This is a genomic window from Stenotrophomonas sp. 1L-E-5-B-C3, assembly GCF_057292075.1.
On the sequence record NZ_JBXAWS010000004.1, the window covers coordinates 162,588 to 182,955 of the forward strand.

17 protein-coding genes and 1 tRNA gene are annotated in these 20,368 nt (G+C 66.5%); 4 read left to right on the plus strand and 14 right to left on the minus strand.

Annotated elements, in window-relative coordinates:
* Positions 1-32: 32 nt before the first annotated feature.
* The 3 genes from AC0Z6F_RS07220 to ffh form a co-directional block, all read right to left on the minus strand.
* Positions 33-845, minus strand: coding sequence for an aminotransferase class IV family protein (locus AC0Z6F_RS07220; RefSeq protein ID WP_485616859.1), 813 nt, complete (start codon positions 843-845; stop codon positions 33-35).
* The gene (locus AC0Z6F_RS07225; protein WP_485616860.1) at positions 842-1,918 is read right to left on the minus strand and encodes an NAD(P)H-dependent flavin oxidoreductase; all 1,077 of its coding nucleotides are present in this window, start codon (positions 1,916-1,918) and stop codon (positions 842-844) included. Before AC0Z6F_RS07225 ends, AC0Z6F_RS07220 begins: the two co-directional genes overlap by 4 nt.
* Before the next feature lie 91 nt (positions 1,919-2,009).
* Positions 2,010-3,386 (minus strand): signal recognition particle protein, encoded by a 1,377-nt coding sequence (gene ffh, locus AC0Z6F_RS07230; protein WP_004149025.1) that lies wholly within the window; start codon positions 3,384-3,386, stop codon positions 2,010-2,012.
* A gap of 122 nt (positions 3,387-3,508) precedes the next feature.
* On the opposite strand from ffh, the gene AC0Z6F_RS07235 reads away from it, so the two are divergent.
* Entirely contained in the window at positions 3,509-4,303 is a 795-nt protein-coding gene (locus AC0Z6F_RS07235; RefSeq protein WP_012510433.1) for a cytochrome C assembly family protein, read from the plus strand.
* Positions 4,304-4,393: 90 nt separating this feature from the next.
* Here the strand turns inward: AC0Z6F_RS07235 and AC0Z6F_RS07240 are convergent, their stop codons facing one another.
* The 4 genes from AC0Z6F_RS07240 to radA all read right to left on the minus strand — a co-directional run bounded on the left by AC0Z6F_RS07240 (position 4,394) and on the right by radA (position 10,739).
* Positions 4,394-4,858 (minus strand): YqhG/Tai3 family protein, encoded by a 465-nt coding sequence (locus AC0Z6F_RS07240; protein ID WP_012510432.1) that lies wholly within the window; start codon positions 4,856-4,858, stop codon positions 4,394-4,396.
* Between the two features lie 103 nt (positions 4,859-4,961).
* The gene (locus AC0Z6F_RS07245) at positions 4,962-7,268 is read right to left on the minus strand and encodes a tetratricopeptide repeat protein (protein ID WP_012510431.1); all 2,307 of its coding nucleotides are present in this window, start codon (positions 7,266-7,268) and stop codon (positions 4,962-4,964) included.
* A gap of 48 nt (positions 7,269-7,316) precedes the next feature.
* The gene (locus AC0Z6F_RS07250; RefSeq protein ID WP_012510430.1) at positions 7,317-9,173 is read right to left on the minus strand and encodes an ATP-binding protein; all 1,857 of its coding nucleotides are present in this window, start codon (positions 9,171-9,173) and stop codon (positions 7,317-7,319) included.
* Between the two features lie 189 nt (positions 9,174-9,362).
* Complete coding sequence (radA, locus tag AC0Z6F_RS07255; RefSeq protein ID WP_004148820.1) at positions 9,363-10,739, minus strand: DNA repair protein RadA; 1,377 nt, start codon at positions 10,737-10,739, stop codon at positions 9,363-9,365.
* Positions 10,740-10,888: 149 nt separating this feature from the next.
* Here radA and AC0Z6F_RS07260 point away from each other — a divergent pair, with 149 nt between their 5' ends.
* The gene (locus tag AC0Z6F_RS07260) at positions 10,889-12,949 is read left to right on the plus strand and encodes a putative bifunctional diguanylate cyclase/phosphodiesterase (protein WP_012510429.1); all 2,061 of its coding nucleotides are present in this window, start codon (positions 10,889-10,891) and stop codon (positions 12,947-12,949) included.
* A gap of 117 nt (positions 12,950-13,066) precedes the next feature.
* Here the strand turns inward: AC0Z6F_RS07260 and cyoD are convergent, their stop codons facing one another.
* The 4 genes from cyoD to cyoA are packed head-to-tail and all read right to left on the minus strand — an operon-like array spanning position 13,067 to position 17,098.
* Complete coding sequence (gene cyoD, locus AC0Z6F_RS07265; protein WP_004148769.1) at positions 13,067-13,408, minus strand: cytochrome o ubiquinol oxidase subunit IV; 342 nt, start codon at positions 13,406-13,408, stop codon at positions 13,067-13,069.
* A complete protein-coding gene (cyoC, locus tag AC0Z6F_RS07270) occupies positions 13,408-14,046 on the minus strand; it encodes a cytochrome o ubiquinol oxidase subunit III (RefSeq protein WP_012510428.1) in 639 nt (212 codons plus the stop codon). Before cyoC ends, cyoD begins: the two co-directional genes overlap by 1 nt.
* Positions 14,043-16,040 carry a cytochrome o ubiquinol oxidase subunit I gene (cyoB, locus tag AC0Z6F_RS07275; RefSeq protein WP_012510427.1) on the minus strand — a complete coding sequence of 666 codons (1,998 nt, stop codon included), beginning with the start codon at positions 16,038-16,040 and terminating at the stop codon, positions 14,043-14,045. Before cyoB ends, cyoC begins: the two co-directional genes overlap by 4 nt.
* 2 nt (positions 16,041-16,042) lie before the next feature.
* Positions 16,043-17,098: a ubiquinol oxidase subunit II gene (cyoA, locus tag AC0Z6F_RS07280; protein ID WP_012510426.1), complete on the minus strand. Its 1,056-nt coding sequence runs from the start codon at positions 17,096-17,098 to the stop codon at positions 16,043-16,045.
* Between the two features lie 351 nt (positions 17,099-17,449).
* On the opposite strand from cyoA, the gene AC0Z6F_RS07285 reads away from it, so the two are divergent.
* Both AC0Z6F_RS07285 and AC0Z6F_RS07290 read left to right on the plus strand, forming a co-directional pair.
* Positions 17,450-18,082 (plus strand): GyrI-like domain-containing protein, encoded by a 633-nt coding sequence (locus AC0Z6F_RS07285; RefSeq protein WP_012510425.1) that lies wholly within the window; start codon positions 17,450-17,452, stop codon positions 18,080-18,082.
* Positions 18,083-18,095: 13 nt separating this feature from the next.
* Positions 18,096-18,431, plus strand: coding sequence for a hypothetical protein (locus AC0Z6F_RS07290; protein WP_012510424.1), 336 nt, complete (start codon positions 18,096-18,098; stop codon positions 18,429-18,431).
* A 118-nt stretch (positions 18,432-18,549) separates the two neighbouring features.
* On the opposite strand, the gene AC0Z6F_RS07295 is transcribed toward AC0Z6F_RS07290, so the two are convergent.
* The 3 genes from AC0Z6F_RS07295 to AC0Z6F_RS07305 form a co-directional block, all read right to left on the minus strand.
* Positions 18,550-18,984: a putative periplasmic lipoprotein gene (locus AC0Z6F_RS07295; protein ID WP_012510423.1), complete on the minus strand. Its 435-nt coding sequence runs from the start codon at positions 18,982-18,984 to the stop codon at positions 18,550-18,552.
* Between the two features lie 195 nt (positions 18,985-19,179).
* Positions 19,180-19,255 (minus strand) — tRNA-Thr (locus AC0Z6F_RS07300).
* 50 nt (positions 19,256-19,305) lie between these two features.
* Positions 19,306-20,310, minus strand: a complete 1,005-nt coding sequence (locus AC0Z6F_RS07305) for a 2-hydroxyacid dehydrogenase (protein ID WP_485616862.1) — start codon at positions 20,308-20,310, stop codon at positions 19,306-19,308.
* Positions 20,311-20,368: the final 58 nt, after the last annotated feature.

A 20,368-nucleotide genomic window follows, 5' to 3' on the forward strand; every position in this document is an offset into this window, starting at 1 on the left:
CCGGAGCCAACCCCAGGGTTGGCCAACCGGGGTCAGATCCCTTTTGCAGGGCAAGAGGGATCTGACCCCAATCCCCGCCAGGGCACCGCCGCCAGCACCGCCCTGCCCTGTTCCGCCAGCGCCTGCGAACCCGGCAGGGCATGCCCGTCGATGGCGTCCAGCGCCCACAGGCCGCTGGCGTTGCAGGCAAAGGCCGCCTTCACACCCCCCAGTTCAGCCAATGCCAGCGGTCGCGTGACCTGCGGGCCTGGCCAGTGCTGCCTCAGCAAGGCCTCGGCGGTACCACGCAGCGCCGGCGCCTGCGGCCAGACCAGTCGTTCACCGTCGTGCACGGCCAGGTTCCAGGTGCTGCCTTCACTCACTGCGCCATCGGCGGTCACGAACAGCACATCGTCGAAGCCGTCAGCCATCGCCGCGCGGCGCTCGGCGAACAGGCCGAAGGTGCCCACATGCTTGATCTGCGGCAGTTCGCGCTGCCAGGTCACGCTGCGCACACGCTTGGGTACGGCCAGCGCCACCGGCGAGGACACCGCCACCAGTACGTCCACCGGTACCACCGCCAGCGGATTGCGGAAATCGAAATGGCGCGAGTACACGGTCACCCGCAGCGAGGCATCAGCCAGCCCGGCCAGCTGCAGGGCCTGCGCCATCCAGCCCTGCACCTGCTCCGTATCCAGCTCGCTGCCGAACAGTTGACGCGTTGCGTGCGACAGCCGCGCCAGATGCAGGTCCGGTCCCTGCACCGCCCCTCCCCGCACCTGCAGCGAGGTGAAGTGGCCGTAGTTGACCAGCGCCGGCAGCAGATCCTCAACCTGTGCTGGCCGGCCGTTGCAGGTCACCGTCATTTCAGCAATGCCTGCGCCTGGCTCCACATGTCGTGCAGCACATCGGCGGCCGGTCGTGCCGGCGCCATCCATGCCGATTGCCCGGCCCAGGCCTGCATTGCGGCCAACCGGTTTTCCTGCGCTGCCTGCTTGCGCATCGGTGCGGTCAGGCCGCGCTGCACTGGGTACGGGCGCGGCGCCGGCGCACCTTCGGCGGCTGCGGCGCGTACATAGGGCGTGGCAAGGCCGCGACCCAGGCGGCCACTGAAAGCACGGGTCGGCCAGGTGTCTTCCGGTTCGCTGGCCGCCAGTCCATCGGCCCACGCAGAGGCGATCGCCGCTTCGGGCGTGCGCAGGAATGCAGTGCCGATCTGCACCGCGCTGGCGCCCAGCGTGAGCGCAGCGGCAATGCCACGGCCATCGGCGATGCCACCGGCGGCGATCACCGGAATCTGCAGGTGGTCGGCCAGGCGCGGCAGCAGCGCGAACAGGCCCACCAGCTGGCGCTCGGCCAGGCTGGGGTCGAAGGCACCGCGATGGCCACCGGCTTCGGCGCCCTGCGCCACCACCGCGTCGGCACCGGCATCCTGCGCCGCGCGCGCTTCGGCCAGCGTGGTCGCGCAGGCGATCCAGGCGATGCCGACGTCCTTCAACTGCTGCACGTCGCGCGGCGACAGCACGCCCATGATGGTCGAGGCCACGGCCGGGCGCGCGGCCAGCAAGGCAGCAAACTGTTCGTCGAAATCAGCCGGGGTAGCATCGGCGGCGCTGGCAGGCACGTCCGGTCCCCATTGGGCGAGGAAGGCGCGGCTGGTGGCTTCGGCGGTGACATCGCGAACGGGCGCCGGATCCGGCAGCCACAGGTTCACCTGCGCCGGGCCGGTAGAGGCAGCGCGGAAGTCATCCATCCAGCGGCCGATATCGGCGGCCGGCGACAACACCGCACCCATCGCGCCCATGCTGCCGGCGTTGGCCAGCGCGGCCGACAGCGGCACCGGGCAGGCACCGGCCATCGGTGCCAGCAGGATCGGAAGCTGCAATGAAAAACGCCGACAGAAGGTGTCGGCGCGTTCAAGAATCGGCGATGCGTTCACGCGACATACCTGTTGGAGAAGTCGCCGCCCAGCATACGCCAGTCATTGTGACCGGGGCCGGATCGCGATGCGCGCCGACCCCGTCGCTGCATCAACGGAACGGCATGCCGCGGCCGCCCATGGCACCCATCATGCCCTTCATGCTTCGCATCATGCCCTTCATGCCACCGCCGGCCATCTTGCTCATCATCTTTTCCATCTGCATGTACTGCTTCATGAGCTTGTTGACGTCGGCCGGGGTCACGCCGGAACCCTTGGCGATGCGCGCGCGGCGCGAGCCATTGAGCAGGTTCGGGTTGCGCCGCTCCTTCTTGGTCATCGAGCTGATGATGGCGATCATGCGCGGCACTTCCTTGCCCTGGCTGACCTGCTGCTTCAGATGGTCGGGGATGTTGCCCAGGCCCGGCAGCTTGTCCATCAGGCCGCCGATGCCGCCCATGTTCTGCATCTGCTCAAGCTGGTCACGCATGTCGTTCAGGTCGAACTTCTTGCCTTTGGCGACCTTCTCGGCCAGCTTGGCGGCCTTGTCCTTGTCGACCTGCTGCTCGACCTGCTCGACCAGCGACAACACGTCGCCCATGTCGAGGATGCGGCTGGCGATGCGGTCCGGATGGAACACGTCCAGGCCTTCCGGCTTTTCGCTGACACCGACGAACTTGATCGGCTTGCCGGTGATGTAGCGCACGCTCAGCGCGGCACCGCCACGCGCGTCACCGTCGGTCTTGGTCAGCACCACACCGGTCAGCGGCAGCGCATCGCCGAAGGCCTTGGCGGTGTTGGCCGCGTCCTGACCGGTCATGGCATCGACCACGAACAGCGTTTCGGCCGGGTTGACCGCCGCGTGCAGGGCCTTGATCTCGGCCATCATCGCTTCGTCGATGGCCAGGCGGCCGGCGGTATCGACCAGCAGCACGTCGACGAACGACTTGCGCGCATCGTCGATGGCGGCGCGGACGATGGCTTCCGGTTTCTGGTCGGCGCTGGACGGGAAGAACAGCACGCCGACCTGCTCGGCCAGGGTCTTCAGCTGTTCGATCGCGGCCGGACGGTAGACGTCGGCCGAGACCACCATCACCTTCTTCTTGCGCTTTTCCTTCAGGTGCTTGGCCAGCTTGCCCACGGTAGTGGTCTTGCCGGCGCCCTGCAGGCCCGCCATCAGGATGATGGCCGGAGCGGGCACATTGAGGTTCAGGTCGCTGGCTTCGGCGCCCATCACCGCGGTCAGCTCGTCGCGCACGACCTTGATCAGGGCCTGGCCCGGGGTCAGCGACTTCAGCACTTCCTGGCCGACCGCGCGCACCTTGATGCGCTCGATCAGGGCCTGCACCACCGGCAGCGCAACGTCGGCTTCGAGCAGCGCGATGCGGACCTCGCGGGTCGCCTCGCGGATGTTCTCCTCGGTCAGGCGGCCGCGGCCACGCAGGCGCTCGATGGTGCCGGAAAGGCGCTGGGTCAGGGACTCGAACATGCGGCGCAACCTGTCTGAAAGCGGGGGACAATAAGGCAGACAGTATAACGGGTCAGCTCCCCTCCCCGGACTGCGACCACGGGGCCGTCGCCAGCATCACGGGGGTATGCGAAACTGCAACGATGTTAATCGTTCTCATCGCCGCCCTGCTCTACCTGGCCGCCAGCGCCCTGCTGGTGCGTGCGCTTGGCCGCGATGAAAGCACCGGCTCCCCCGCCTGGCTGTGGCCCGCCCTGCCGGCGATGCTGCTGCACGGCGGCTACCACGTGATGGTGGCCATGCGCACCAACGGCGGGCCGGACATGCACTTCTTCGCCGCACTGTCGCTGGTCGGCCTGGGCATGGCCTGGCTGACCTCGCTGGTCGGCGCGCGCGGGCGCATGTCGGCACTGGGCGTGGTGGTGTTCCCGCTGGCCGCGGTACTGCTGCTGGCCTACCACGGCTACGGCCACGAACCGAGCAAGGTGCTGGGCTGGCGCCTGGCCAGCCACGCCTGGCTGGCGCTGCTGGCCTACGCCACGCTGAGCATCGCCGCGCTGCTGGCGATCATGCTGTGGCTGCAGGAACGCGCCCTGCGCCGCCGCGAGTTCCGCCCGTGGCTGCGCGCCCTGCCGCCGCTGGCCGATCTGGAATCGCTGCTGTTCCGGGTGATCACCGTCGGCTTCGCGCTGCTGACCCTGACCCTGGTCACCGGTGTGCTATTCGTCGACGACCTGCTGGCGCAGAAGCTGGTGCACAAGACCGTGCTGAGCGTGCTGTCGTGGATCGTGTTCGGCGTGCTGCTGATCGGCCGTCGCCGCTACGGCTGGCGCGGCATGAAGGCGGTGCACTGGACGCTGGCAGCGATGCTGTTGCTGCTGCTGGCCTTCTTCGGCAGCCAGTTCGCGATCGAACTGGTGTTCGGGCATTCGCGATAGCGGTGTGCCGGCCAACGGTCGGCACCCACCCTGGTAGTGCCGGCCGCTGGCCGGCAACAGGACCGCACCCTGCGTGGATGCCGCAGACGGTCAAGGCACCGGCTGGGCCAGGATCTTCCGTACCGAACGACCGCTGTTGGTGAGGATGTCATCCACCTGCCAGCAGCCCTGTCCCTGGCGCACCATCGGCATCCGGGTCACGTAGGCTTTCTTCCATACCGAATAGCGCATCTCTACCTGGCCGGACGTCGCCGAGGCCTCTTTCCAGATGTAGCGCACCGGACTCTCGATGTCGCCATCCTGCGCATCCAGCCACGGGTCCGAATCGATGGTACAGATGCCTTCCTCACGCACCTGGCAAGCGCGCTCGCCACGCAGGGCCTTGCCGAAAGCCGGGCTGACCAGCGCCGGCGGCGGTTCCAGCAGATCGCCATTGCCGGTGGTTGCCTCGTAGAAGGCACGGGCCACAGCCACTGGTTCCTGGCAGGCCGGTGCGGCCTGCACGGCGGGGGCCAGCAGCAGCCCGGCGATCATGAACATCCCTGTCTTTCGCATGTATTCCATTCCTTGTGTGGGCGACGCCGGGCATGGCCCGGCGCTACCGGAATCGGGTGGGGTAGCGCCGGGCCATGCCCGGCGAGCGCGCGGCACGGCGAGCTTACAACCCGTAGCGCTCGATCACGTCCAGGTGCGGCTGGCGATCCTGGTCGCAGGCTTCGGCCAGCCGCAGCCAGCAATGCGGATGCGGCCACGTCGCGGTTTCCTGCTGCAGGAAGCGGTGCAGCGCCAGCGGTGCATGGTCCTGCGGCTGGGCGACGGTGAACAGCAGGCCCGGCAGCGAGCCCTCCTCCTCGTCCGGATCGGTCACGGTGTAGTCCGGGCGGCTGTGCGACCACACCTGCCAGCCCTGCGCCTCGGCCGCTGCGACAAATGCATTCCACGCGTCTTCGCCCGGGTGCGCACCGTCGATCAGCCAGCTGCGGGCGAAGCCGCCACGCTCCAGGACATGCACCTGCGCATAGGTCGGGATGAAATGCTCGCGCGCTTCCTCCTCCTCCGGCGCCGGGTGCACCAGCGCAGCATCGAACACCACCCAGTCGCCCACCTGCTGCGCACGGTTGGCCGGTGCGTTCTCGACGATACGTGCGGTGACCGGGCCACTGCGGCGCGCGTAGTACTCCATCGGCTCGCCGTTCTCTTCGCTGCGGATGATCACCCAGCCCCACGGCTCCTCGACCACGCCGTCCTGGCTGGACAGCTCCATGCCGATCGCCGCCGCCGAGCGACGCACCGCGTCCCAGTCGCGTGCCGCGCTGGCCGCACTCATGTGGTCCCAGTGCGCGGCGTTGGGCTCTTCCAGCAGCTCCACCAGCTGCGCATAGCAGGCCTGCGCCTCGCTGAAGCGGCCGGTTTCCATGTACATCCGCGCCAGCGTACCGCGTGCGCCATGCGAGCCCGGCGAGGCCGCCAGCAGCGCCTGCGCGGCCTGCTCCAGCGCCGGCCAGTCCGACACGCGGCGGGCGCGCTGCACCTCGCACCAGTGCGCAAACACCGGCACGCTGCCGCGATAGGTATCCGCGAGCTGGCGCAGGCCGTCGTCGTCGCCCTGCTCGGCCAGCCAACGCATCAGCGTGTAGGCGGCCGGGCCATCATCCTGCGTGTGCGCGCGCACGAAGCGCCACAGCAATGCGCGCGCTTCCGTCTGTGCACCACAGGCGCTCAGCGCCGAGGCGGCCATCTCGGCCAGCGCCTCGTCATCGGGCAGCTGCGCCTGTGCCTGCAACAGCCACTGCGCCTCGCGTTCGGGATCGCGCGACTGATTCTGTTCCCCCTGCTCGTTCAGCCAAGCCAGCAGTTCAGCGGCCGGCACCGGCAGCGGTGCGACCTCCGGCAACGCATCGATGCGCGCAGCCAGGCCCGCCACCAGCGCAGCCGCACCGCGGTCCTGGCGCAGCTGCGCCAGATGAGTGCGGGCCAATTCCAGCTGGCGCTGCGCAACCCAGCGCGCGCCCCGCTGCAGGGCCAGCTCCAGGCTCAGCGCGGCCACCTCGATCAGCAGCCGATGCGAACCGACGCGGGCGAAGTGTTCGATGATGGTGTTGAAGCGCGTGCCCAGGTCCCAGGTATTGCGCGCCGGATCACGCTGGCACAGCGCTGCGGCGGTGTTCGCCCACAGTCGCCAGTAGGTAGGCGTCAGTTCGCTCCACGGCACCAGCTGCTGCAGCGCCTCTTCGTCGCGGCCCAACTGGGCCAGCGCCCATGCCTTGGACAGGCGGCGCGGCACCGTGCAGTTGGCCGGCTCGTACTCGCCGGACGCCGCCACTTCGGCCTCGCGCTTTTCGATCAGCGCCAGCGCTTCCTCAGCGCGGCCCATGCCCAGCAGGATCTTGATCTGCATCTCCGGGAAGCTGTCGAACACTTCCTTGCCGCAGGCCTCGATCGCGTCGGACTGCACCTGCAGGTAATCCAGTGCATCCTGGCCGCGGCCATCATCAAGCAGTGCATCGGCCTTCTCGCAGCTCAGGCACTGGAAGCAGGCCCAGCTCGGGTCGATGCGGCCCAGTGTTTCATCGCACACCTCGATACGCTCGGGCACCCAACCGGGGCCATCGATGTTGCCGTAGCAGGCGGCAAGATCCTGGGTCACGCAGATCGACTGCGGGCACTCCAGGGTGTCCTCGCGATGCGCACGCTCGAACAACGCCACGGCTTCGCCCAGCGCGCTCTCGCCTTCGACGCGGTTGCCGACGCGGTTGCGTAGCGCCCAGTGGCCGACGTAAACGTCGACCCACGGGTTGTCCAGCGCCTTGCCCAGCGCACGCGCTTCCGGCAGCAGTGCGTCGACGCGGTCGACCTGCAGTTCGCTGACCTCGTCGGCGAGACGGTTCAGCAGGTGCGCGTTCTGCGCCTGGCCGGCCTGGCGCAGGTCACCCTGCAGTTTTTCGACCCAGTTCCAGATGTCCATGGGGTAAATGCTCCTGTCTAGCGAAGGCTGGATGAGAGGGTGTGGTGCTCAGCGCAGCATCTGCTGCAGGGCACCGGCAATATCGGCGAAGGCGCCATTGAGATCCGGGCCTTGCGCGGCGGCCGTGCGGGCCAGCGGACGGCCCTGCGCGGCGACGATGATCTTCAGCGAACGCAACAGGCGTGCAGCGGCTTCGGCCTGCGGATGGCCGTCGCGCTGGGCGCGCAGCAGGGCCTGCACCGCCGGGTTGTCGAGATTGAGGTACAGCCGCGACGGCGCGCGCGACTCGATGCGCGCGGTGAACTGCCGGGCCAGGCGCAGCGCCGCCATCGACACACGCTTGTCGTTCTCGTCGTCTTCCAGCCGCTGCTTCAGTTCGGCTTCGCGGTCAGGCACCACCACCACCGGCAGTGCCTCGGGGCTGAAGCGTGCCGGCAGCAGCAGCTCCCCATCGCCGAGCTGCTCGCGCAGCCATGCCAGCTGCGCCTCATCAAGGCTGTCATCGGTGCGGAACAGCGCGCGGTTGCCCTGCTCGGTGCCGAGTTCGACCAGACGCAACCCCTTGGCCTGGGTCCAGCGCCGCAGGAACGGCACCACCGCATAGCGATGGCCGTGCGCCACCGGTACGCCCATTGCGCGGAACAGCATTTCCTCGAAGCCGCCGCCGTTGTCGAGAATCACGTGCACCGCGCCACGCGCCGGCAACGCGCTGGCCGGCAGGTCGCCCTGCGAGGTCGGCACGCGCACATGCTCCAGCAGCAGTTCGAACAGGCGGTCATCACACAGCGCCGCGCCCAGCAGCGCCTCGTTGTGGCGGCTCAGCACGCGCCGCCAGGCTTCCGGCTGCTGCCGCGCGACATCGGCCAGGCCATCGATCAGCGCTTCCAGCAATGCATGCTGCACGGCGCGGTACTGGTCGTCGCGCTGCAGGTCCTCGCGGCTGGCAGTGGGCGTCAGCCGCGAGGATTCAATCACACCGCCGATGAAGCCGGCCCACGGCGGCAGCAGGTCGCGCGCATCGTCGTCCAGCAGCATCCCGCGCACGAACACCGACAGGTTGCGGTTGTCACTGGTGCCGTACGTAGCGCCGTCCTGTACCCACAACATGCCTGTGGCATCGCTGTTGCCATCGGCACGCAACGGCATGGCCACGATGGGCTCGAAGTCGTGCTCGAAGCGCGCCGCGAACTGCAGCGCCTGGCGCCGCGCCTGCACCGGATGCACGGCGACCTCCCCCTGGCCGCGCCACGGCGGCGGCTCAGGGTTGAGCGCCTCGGCCCCGGCACCGATGAAAATCGGCTCGGACAGCAGCGCGCAGTAGCGGCCCAACACTTCGTGCAGGCGCGCTTCGTTGGCCAGCGGCAGGAAATCCGGATGCAGCTCCAGCTCCACCTCGGTACCGACCGCACGCGCCGGCATTTCGCTGACGGTGTACTGCTCGGCGTTGCTGGACACGTACAGGTGCCCCAGCTCCTGCGTCTGGTACGAGGTGGTGCGCACGCTGACCCTGCGCGCCAGCACGAACGCCGACAGGAAGCCGAGGCCGAACATGCCGATCAGGCCTTCATCGTCCTCGCCGCCCTGGCGCAGGCCACGGGTATAGCCAACGCCGACAGTGGCCAGGTAGTCATGGATCTCCTGACGGGTCAGGCCGGCGCCGGTATCGCTGATGCGCAGCACGCCAGCGGCGGCATCGACCTGCACCGAAATGCGCGAGGGCACCTCGACGCCAGGCTGTTCGATGCGGCGGCGGATGATCGAGTCGTGCGCGTTCTGCACCAACTCACGCAGCGCCACCACCGGGGTGGAATACAGGTGCTTGCCCAGCACCGTCATCAGTCCATTGAGATCGACCCCGGCGCGACGGATTTCGGCGTTGGGGGCGGTGAGCGCGGTGTCCTGCATGTAATCGGTTACTCCTGGGCACGGAAAGACGCCAGAGGGCGCCTTCGTCGAGCGGGAAAAACTAGCACAGGGAGGCTGACCGTTGCCGTGTTTGAGGTCGTATTCCAGATCCGCGCCAGTAGCGCCGGGCCATGCCCGGCAGGATGAACGACAACCGTCGCCGGGCATGGCCCGGCGCTACCGGCGCGGTCACGCCGCGTCGATGGCCTCGGACAGGCGCTCCACTGCGATCACTTCCATGCCCTTCACCGAACCACCCTTGGGCGCATTGGCCTTGGGCACGATGGCGCGCTTGAAACCATGGGTGGCGGCCTCACGCAGGCGGTCTTCGCCATTGGGTACCGGGCGGATTTCACCGGACAGGCCGACTTCGCCAAAGGCAATCGTCTTTTCCGCCAGCGGGCGGTCCTGCAGCGAGGACAGAACCGCCAGCAGCACCGGCAGATCGGCCGCGGTTTCCTGCACGCGGATGCCACCGACGACATTGACGAACACGTCCTGGTCGCCGACCAGCACGCCACCGTGGCGATGCAGTACCGCCAGCAGCATCGCCAGGCGGTTCTGCTCCAGGCCGACCGCGACACGGCGCGGGTTCGACAGCGGCGAGGCATCGACCAGCGCCTGCACCTCCACCAGCAGCGGCCGGGTGCCCTCGCGGGTGACCATCACGCAGCTGCCCGGCTGGTGGGTGCTGCCACCAGACAGGAAGATCGCCGACGGGTTGGAGACCTCCTTCAGGCCCTTGTCGCCCATCGCGAACACGCCCAGCTCGTTGACCGCACCGAAGCGGTTCTTGAAGGCGCGCAGCAGGCGGAAGCGACTGCCGCTCTCACCCTCGAAATACAGCACCGCATCGACCATGTGCTCCAGCACACGCGGGCCGGCGATGCCGCCCTCCTTGGTCACGTGGCCGACCAGGAACACGGCGGTGCCGGTCTCCTTGGCGAAGCGCACCAGACGCGCCGCGCTCTCGCGGACCTGGCTGACCGAACCCGGCGCAGCGGTCAGGCTCTCGGTCCACAGGGTCTGCACGGAGTCGGCCACGATCAGCCGCGGGCCGCCCTTGGACGCGTGCTGCAGGATCGATTCGACCCCGGTTTCGGCCAGCGCGTTGACGCCGTCCAGCGGCAGCTCCAGGCGATGCGCGCGGCCGGCCACCTGGGCCAGCGATTCCTCGCCGGTGACGTACAGCACCGGCAGCACGGCCGCCATCTTCGCCACCGCCTGCAGCAGCAGGGTCGACTTGCCGATGCCCGGGTCGCCACCAACCAGCACCACCGCGCCCTCGACCAGGCCACCGCCCAGCACGCGATCGAACTCGCCGATACCGGTCGAGACCCGGCGGTGCTCGGTCTGCTCCACGTCCTTCAGCGCGGTGATCTTCGGCGGGTCGATCTTGCCGGCCCAGCCGGCCCGGCGCGAGGCCGGTGCCTTGGCCGCCGCCGCGCTTTCCAGCACGATTTCCGACAGCGAGTTCCAGGCATTGCACTCGGTGCACTGGCCCTGCCACTTGCTGAATTCGGCGCCGCATTCATTGCAGACGTAGGCGGTGCGGGCTTTAGCCATCGGATGATTTCCAGCAATGGGAACAGGCGTGGCAGGATAGCCGAGCCGGGTCGCAGCTGCTGCGACCGCTCAAGTCCCGCCCACCTGCGCCGATAGGGGTCGCGGGCGTGCGCCTTGCGGGCGCCCCTCCCTCCCCCACTGGATCCGACATGACTGGCAGTTACAGTCAGAGCCTGGTCACCATCTCCCTGCTGGTGGCCATTCTTGCTTCGTACACGGCGCTGGACATGGCCGGCCGGCTGGCCACGGCCGAAGGTCGTGTGGCGCGCTGGTGGCTGGCCGGTGGCGCGGCGGCGATGGGCCTGGGCATCTGGTCGATGCACTTCATCGGCATGCTCGCCTTCGACCTGCCGATCCCGGTCGGCTACGACCTCGGCATCACCCTGTACTCGCTGGCGGTGTCGATCGGTGCTTCGGCCTACGCCCTATGGCTGGTGTCGCGCCCCAGCCTGCCGTGGCGGCGGCTGCTGGCCGGGGCGGTGCTGATGGGGCTGGGCATCGCCACCATGCACTACCTGGGCATGGCCGCGATGCGCATGCAGCCGGGTATCGACTATCACCCAGGCTGGTTCGCCGCCTCCATTGCGGTGGCCATCGGTGCCGCAGGTGCGGCGCTGTGGATTGCCTTCCGGCTGCGGGCCGAGCAGCGCAACACGCTGCGCCTGCGCGCCCTGGCCTCGCTGGTGATGGGCCTGGCCATCGTCGGCATGCATTACACCGGCATGGCCGCCGCACGTTTCCCTGAAGGCAGCATCTGCGGCGCGGTCGGCAGTGGCGGCATCGACACCCGCTGGCTGGCGGTGCTGGTGATCGTCACCACCGTGGCCACGCTGGGCATTGCTCTGGTCGCCTCACTGTTCGACCGGCAGATGCGCGTGCGCACCGGCCTGCTGGCCGATTCGCTGGCGCACGCCAACGACAAGCTGATCCAGGCCGCCCTGCATGACCCGTTGACCCAGCTGCCGAACCGCATGCTGCTGCAGGACCGCATCGAGCAGGCCATCGAGAAGGCGCGCCGTCGTGGCCGCGCGGTGGCGGTGATGTTCTGCGACCTGGACGGCTTCAAGGCGGTCAACGATGCCTACGGCCACCAATTGGGCGACCGCCTGCTGGTGGCGGTGGCACAGCGCATCGGCGGCCTGCTGCGGCCGCAGGACACATTCGCGCGCCTCGGCGGCGACGAGTTCGTGATCGTGCTGGCCATCGACATCCCGGACGACGCGGTGGTGGTAGCCGAACGCATCATCGCCGCCGCCGGCGAGCCGTTCACACTGGATGCGGCCGAACTGCAGGTCAGCGCCAGCCTCGGCATCGCCCTGTACCCGGATGACGCCAGCAACGAACGCGAACTGATGGCGCACGCCGATGCGGCGATGTACCACACCAAGGAAACCGGCCGGAACGGCTATACCTTCTTCACCCCGTCGATGCAGCTCAGCGCCAACCGCCAGCTGCGCCTGCTGCAGGACCTGCGCAAGGCGATCGCGCGTGACGAGCTGCTGCTGCACTACCAGCCGAAGTTCCCGGCCGCTGGCGCACCGGCTACCGGCGCCGAGGCGCTGCTGCGCTGGCAGCACCCGGAACTGGGCCTGCTGGCGCCGGATGTGTTCATTCCCATCGCCGAGCGCAGCGGCCTGATCCTGCCGATCGGCGACTGGGTACTGGACCGCGCCTGTGCGCAGCTGCGGGCATGGCACGAGGCCGGGCATACGGAATGGTCGATGGCGGTGAACCTGTCGCCGCTGCAGTTCGCCTCACCGGCGCTGCTGGACAGCGTGCGCGAGGTGCTGCAACGGCACCGGATCGAACCGGCGCGACTGACCCTGGAAATCACCGAGACCACGGCGATGAAGGATGTCGACGCCAGCCTGGCGATCCTCAACGACCTGACCGCGATGGGCGTGCATATCGCCATCGACGATTTCGGCACCGGCTACTCCAGCCTGCTGTACCTGAAGCGGATGCCGGCTACCGAACTCAAGATCGACCGCGCATTCGTGCATGACCTGGAACGCAACGACGAAGACGCCGCCATCGTGTCGTCGATCATCGCGCTGGGCCGCACCCTGCAGCTGCAGGTGGTGGCCGAAGGCGTGGAGACGCAGGCACAGCGTGAGTACCTGAGCGAACTGGGCTGTGACCAGTTGCAGGGTTATCACCTTGGCCGGCCTATGGATGCCGAAGAGTTCCTGCGCCGGGTGGCGGGGTAGAGCCGGCCGCTGGCCGGCTTCCCGCGATTGCCGGCCAGCGGCCGGCACTACCCATTCGCAGGCAAACAAAAAGGCCGCCCGAGGGCGGCCTTTCTGCGTGGCAACGTCGCGAAGACGTCAGTGCATCATGTGCACGTTCATGTTGTGCATGACCCACAGGGTACCGACCACGATGATGCCGATCACCACCACGGTGAAGGCCGCAGCGTTGACGTTCCAGCGGCTTTCCGAAGAGCGGTCCAGGTGCAGGAAGAACACCAGGTGGACCAGCATCTGCAGTACCGCGGTGATCGCGATCACCACACCGTTGACGGTGCGCGAGAAGTCGCCCGACATCACCATCCAGAACGGGATGACGGTCAGCACCACCGCCAGCACGAAGCCGATCAGGTACGACTTCACGCTGCCATGGCTTTCACCGCCGGCGGCATGGTCGTGTGCATGGTTGTCATGTGCCATTACAGCGCTCCATTGAGGTAGACGACGGAGAACACGCCGATCCAGATCAGGTCCAGGAAGTGCCAGAACAGGCTCAGGCACGCCATACGGGTCTTGTTGGTCGGGGTCAGGCCGTACTTCTTCAGCTGCACGAACATCACCAGCAGCCACAGCAGGCCGGCGCTGACGTGCAGGCCGTGGGTACCGACCAGGGCGAAGAACGCCGACAGGAAGGCGCTACGGTCCGGACCGTAGCCCTGATGGATCAGGTGCTGGAACTCCCACACTTCCATGCACATGAAGCCGAAGCCCAGCAGCCAGGTGATGCCCAGCCACAGGTACATCTGGCCCATCTGCTTGCGGTGCATGGCAATCATGCCCAGGCCGAAGGTCAGCGAGGAGGTCAGCAGCAGCGCGGTTTCCCATGCCACGAACGGCAGTTCGAACAGGTCCTTCGCGGTGGGGCCACCATCGGTACCGCCGGCCAGCACCACATAGGTGGCGAACAGCGAGGCGAAGATGAGGCAGTCGCTCATCAGGTACACCCAGAAACCGAAGACGGTGTTGCCGCCGGTGTCGTGGTGCTCGTGGTCGTCATGGCCATGGGCCGCCGCTTGCGCGGCGTGCCCGTGGCTCAGGGTCGAGGTATTGGTGCTCATGCCTTCAGCTCCGACTTCACCAGGCCCTGGGATTCCAGGTGCTTGCGGTGTTCGTTCTCGATGCGTTCCACCTCGGCGGCCGGGACCCAGTAGTCCACGTCCTGGTCGAAGGTGCGGTAGATGAACGTGGCGATCATGCCGACGAAGCCGACGATGGCCAGCCACCAGATGTGCCAGATCATCGCGAAGCCGAACACCAGGCTGAAGGCACCGATGACAACGCCCGTGCCGGTGTTGCGCGGCATGTGGATGTCGGTGTACTTGGCCGGCTTCGGCCAGGCTTCACCACGCTGCTTGCGCTCCCAGAAATCGTCCAGCTCGGTGACTTCCGGCAGGCTGCCGAAGTTGTAGAAGGCCGGCGGCGAAGAGGTTTCCCACTCCAGCGTACGGGCATCCCACGGGTCGCCGGTCAGGTCGGCGGTCTTCTTGCGGTCGCGGATCGACACGGCCACCTGGATGATCTGGCACAGGATGCCGGCACCCACGATGAAGGCACCTGCGGCAGCCACCAGCAGCAGCGGCTCGTAGGCCGGGTTGACGGTGCTCTGCAGGCGACGGGTCATGCCCATGAAGCCCAGCACGTACATCGGCATGAAGGTCACGTAGAAGCCGATGAACCAGCACCAGAACGCGCACTTGCCCCAGAACTCATTGAGGCGGAAGCCGAACATCTTCGGCCACCAGTAGGTGATGCCGGCGAACATGCCGAACACCACGCCGCCGATGATGACGTTGTGGAAGTGGGCGATCAGGAACAGGCTGTTGTGCAGCACGAAGTCGATGGCCGGGATCGCCAGCATCACGCCGGTCATGCCGCCGATGGTGAAGGTGACCATGAAGCCGATGGTCCACAGCACGGGCGTGGTGAACTGCACGCGACCGCGGAACATGGTGAACAGCCAGTTGAAGATCTTCACGCCGGTCGGGATCGAGATGATCATCGTCGTGATGCCGAAGAAGGCATTGACGTTGGCACCCGAACCCATGGTGAAGAAGTGGTGCAGCCACACGATGAACGACAGCACGCCGATGCAGGCGGTGGCGTAGACCATGCCCTTGTAGCCGAACAGCGCCTTGCGCGAGAAGGTCGCGATGACTTCGGAGAACACACCGAACGCCGGCAGCACCAGGATATAGACTTCCGGGTGACCCCAGATCCAGATCAGGTTGATGTACAGCATGGCGTTGCCGCCACCGTCATTGGTGAAGAAGTGCGTACCCAGGTAACGGTCCAGGGTCAGCAGCACCAGGGTGATGGTCAGCACCGGGAAGGCCGCGACGATCAGCACGTTGGTCACCAGGGCGGTCCAGGTGAACACCGGCATCTGCATCAGCTTCATGCTGGGGGTACGCATCTTCAAGATGGTGATGAAGAAGTTGATACCGCTCAGCGTGGTACCCAGGCCTGCGACCTGTAGACCCCAGATGTAGTAGTCCATGCCTACGCTTGGACTGTATTCGATGCCCGACAGTGGCGGGAACGCCAGCCATCCGGTGGCAGCGAACTCACCGATCCACAGCGACAGCATGATCAGCACCGCACCGGACACGAACAGCCAGAAGCTGAGCGAGTTGACGAACGGGAACGCGACGTCGCGCGCACCGATCTGCAGCGGCACGGCCAGGTTCATCAGGCCGGTGATCAGCGGCATCGCCACGAAGAAGATCATGATCACGCCGTGGGCGGTGAAGATCTGGTCGTAGTGGTGCGGCGGCAGGTAACCCTCGGACCCGCCGACGGCGAGCGCCTGCTGGGTACGCATCATGATGGCGTCGGAGAAACCGCGTAGCAGCATGACGAAGGCGACGATGAGGTACATCACGCCGATCTTCTTGTGATCCACCGAGGTGAACCACTCCTTCCACAGATAGCCCCACAGCTTGAACTTGGTGATCAGGGCCATCACGCCCAGGCCACCCAGAACTGCGCCGATCAACGTCGTCAGGACGATCGGATCGTGGGGGATCGACTCAATTGAGAGTTTACCCAACATGTTCATTCTCCCGAACCAGCGTGGCCGGCGTGACCGGCGGCGGCGTGTTCGTCAGCAGTGTGTCCGGCGTGTTCGGCCGGAGCGGCAGCGGCGTCGGCGTGGCCTTCGTGGCCCTCGTGACCCGCATGGGCATCGTGGCCTTCAGCAGCAGCACCGTCGGCCGGGGCCTTGTGCTCGTGCTTCATGCCGTAATGCTTGTTGTCGCCCATGTGCTTGGCCAGGACCCAGTCGAACAGGCCTTCTTCGGTCTTGCCGAAGTAGGTGACCGGATACCACTCGGCGTTGCGCGCATCACCCAGGGCCTTGAACGAAGCCTTGTCCAGGGTCTGATCGCCGGCGCGGACCTGGTCCAGCCACTGGCGGTATTCGGCATCGGTGACCGAGTAGGCGGTGAAGTGCATCTTGGCGAAGCCCGCGCCGCTGTAGTGCGAGGACATGCCCGGGAATTCACCGGTCTCGTTGGCGATCAGATGGAGCTTGGTCTCCATCGCAGCCATCGAGTAGATCATGCTGCCCAGGTGCGGGATGAAGAAGGCATTCATCACCGTATCGGACGTGATCTTGAAGTTCAGCGGCGTGTTGACCGGGAACTTGATTTCGTTGACGACCGCCACCTTCTCTTCCGGATAGATGAACAGCCACTTCCAGTCCAGCGAGATCGCCTCGATGGTGACCGGCTTGACGTCCGATTCCAGCGGCTTGTACGGGTCCAGCGCGTGCGACGAACGCCAGGTCAGGACCGCCAGCACCAGCACGATCATGCAGGGAATGGACCACACCACCACCTCGATCGCCGTCGAGTGGGACCACTTCGGCTCGTAACGGGCCTTGGTGTTGGAGGCGCGATACTTCCACGCGAAGGTCAGGGTCATGATGATGACCGGGATGACGACCAGCAGCATGAGCACGGTAGCCGTGATCAGCAGGGTCTTCTCATCCTGGCCGATCTGGCCCTTCGGACTGAGGATGGCCACGGCATCGCAGCCGGTGAGCATCACCAGCAACGACAGCAGCAGGCCCGGGCGCAACCAGCGCCCAAGGGTTTTCAACGGAATCATCGGTCGATCCAATTGCGAGGGAATGCCGTTCCCCGTCCTGCCTGTTCCGGCCAAAGCCGGTCCCACCTGTCCGGAAGACAGGCAGGGAGGTGGGGTCGAGTCAGCCTTTCAATTTTAGGCCGTCACGCACCATTTAAGAAAGGCATTGACAATGATCGAGCGCAGGAAAGGCCTGATTCTGACTGCGACACGTTGTCGCACTGCGCGGCATGGCGGGCAGAACGCCCGAGCGCAGCATGCTGGTATCGGGCGATGGCGGGGGCTCCGACCGGGTTCGGCAAAGTCGACTGAACATGTTCAGGCATCCCTGCGAAGGCAAGGCGTGGGATGCTCGGCACAGGAGGAAGGTGCATGGACAAGATCGACTTCAAGAAACGCGACCGGGCGCTGTACCAGCCGCCGGCAGGCCACTTCGTTCCGGTGCAGGTGCCGCCCCTGCCCTACCTGATGGCCGACGGCCGCGGCGACCCGAACAGCGCGCCAGCCTATCTGGAGGCGGTGCAGTGGCTGTACGCGGTGAGCTATGCACTTAAGTTCGCGTTGAAAGCGGAGGAGCAGGACTACGTGGTGCCGCCCTTGGAAGCGCTGTGGACCGCCGAGGATCCCGCCAGCTTCGTGGCACGCCGCAAGGATGAGTGGGTGTGGACGGTGATGATCCGTACGCCGGGAGGGATCAGTCCAGAGCAGCTGGAAGCGGCCCTCGGCAAGGCGCGGAAGAAGCTGGGTGAGGCGCCGGCCAGCCTTCGCCATGAAACGCTCGAGGAAGGTCTCTGCCTGCAGACCCTGCATGTGGGTGCCTACGATGACGAGGGGCCGATCCTGGCGCATCTTCATGACGAGCTGATGCCTGCACTGGGATATGCCTTTGCCGGCCCCCATCACGAGATCTACCTGAGCGACCCGCGCAGGACCGAAGCTGCTCGGTTGAAGACCGTGCTGCGGCAGCCGGTGCGCTTGCGCTCTGGTAAGGGCTCACGCCCATGACACAAGGAACGCCATGCGCCTGATTGCCAGACTGCTGCACTGGACCACCCTGCCCGCTGGGCGCCGTGTGATGGCTGTGCTCGGTACCGTGCTGGTGATCGTGCTGGCCTGCAATCCGGATCTGCTGCCGTTGTTGCCGGTGGTGGATGCGCTGGGGCTGGATGTGCTGGCGCTGTTGCTGGGTGCACAGGTGATGGCGATGCTGCCGTGGTTGCGGGAGCGGGCCGCACGCGGGACCAGAATGCTTGCACGCCTCCTGATCGGCGCATCGGCGGGAGCAGCGGGTGGTTATCTCCGGCAGCTCGGCTGGTGGCTGGCAAGGGGTGCGGGGATCGTTGGACGTGAATGAAGGTGTGTTTGCATCGGTGACGTTGCCGACCGACCTTTCCCTTCGGGCACAAACAGAAAGCCCCGGCAACGGCCAGGGCTTCCTGTTGATGTAACTGCTCGTCTTGCGTGGAGTGCGTCTAGAACGCGGTCGGACCGATTTGAATCACACCATCATGGGTCAATGCGAGACGGATCCTGGTTCTGCCACCCGCCGTGACCACGTGGGAAATCTCGCGCCTGTGCGCCGATTCATCCCCCCACGAACAGAGCCCTTTACCCGCGAAACTTGCGCTGACAATGCGATTGCCGGCAGGCACAGACAGCGAGACAGACTCTCCCCGCTGCAGATGGGCTGCCAGGGTGCCGTCGATATACAGCGCAAGCGGGCACGCCCCACCAACCGCGCCGACGTCGCGCGTAACGATGACCTGTCCGGAAGCACTGTCCCCCATCCCATTGAAGGCGAAAATCCGCTCGGCAGGCACCGGCTGCGCCTGTTCGGAGCTGATCTGGCGGGTTGCACAGCCGGCAAGAACGACGCACGCAATCAGACTCACCACGATCTTCTTCATGACATCCCCTGTTGATTGAAACTGACTTGCCCAGTCCAGCGCCGCAAGCAATCCACCTCGGCAATGGTAATGACCCCGACCAAGCAGGTACATGCCCGCAGTTCCATCGGACGCTGGCGCTGGCCTTGGGGCCCGCGCCCGTCAGCACAACCCAAACAAAAAGCCCCGACCAAGGCCGGGGCTTTTCATTACAACTGGTGCCGGAAACAGGAGTCGAACCTGCGACCTACGCATTACGAATGCGCCGCTCTACCAACTGAGCTATTCCGGCGGAGCCCGCGATTTTACGGGCTGGGCGCCCCGGCGGTCAATCCACCCGGCTCAGCCCGCCTGTACCCGGTTGGCGCAGGGCCGGCCGGCGGCGAAGTCCTGCAGGTTGCCCAGCGTGATCGCCGAGATCTCCTGCAGCGCCTCCACGGTGAAGAAGCCCTGGTGGCCAGTCACCAGTACGTTGGGGAAGGTCATCAGGCGCTGGAAGGCCTCATCGTCGATGATCTCGCCGGAAAGGTCCTGGAAGAACAACGCGCTCTCCTGCTCGTACACATCGATGGCCAGATGACCCAGCCGGCGCGACTTCAGCGCGCGGATCACCGCATGGGTATCGACCAGTGCGCCACGCGAGGTGTTGACCAGCATCGCGCCCGGCTTCATCCGCGCCAGTGATGCATCATTGATCAGGTGATGGGTCTCAGGCGTCAGCGGGCAATGCAGCGACACGATGTCGGCACGCGCCAGCAGTTCATCCAGCCCGACCATTTCGCCGATACCGCCGAACGCGGGTGACGGATAAGGATCGTGCCCCAGCACGATGCAGCCCATGCCCCTGAAGATGCGCGCGGTGGCCAGCCCGATCTTGCCGGTACCCACAATGCCAACCGTGCGGCCATGCAGGGTGCGTCCGAGCAGGCCATCCAGCATGAAGTTGCCCTCGCGCACACGGTTGTAGGCACGATGGGTCTGCCGGTTGAGGGTCATCACCAGCGCCAACGCATGCTCGGCCACCGCCTCCGGGGAATAGGCCGGTACGCGTGCGACGAACAGATCCAGCGCTTTCGCGGCTGCCAGGTCCACATTGTTGAAGCCGGCGCAGCGCAGCAGTACGGCCCGCACGCCCAACGCATGCAGCGCGCGCAGAACCGGCGCGTCGAGACGGTCATTGACGAACACGCATACGGCTGCGCAATCCTGCGCCAGCGCGGCCGTGTGCACGTCCAGCGCCACATCGAAGTACACGAACGCAAAGCCGTCCCCAGCCGCATCGCGCTGTTTCGCCTCATCAAGGAAACGGCGATCGTAAGGGCGGGCGCTGAAGACGGCGATCTGCATGAAAGAGCCTGGATGGAATGCCACGCCGACCATACCGCAGCAACACGCCCTCTGGGGA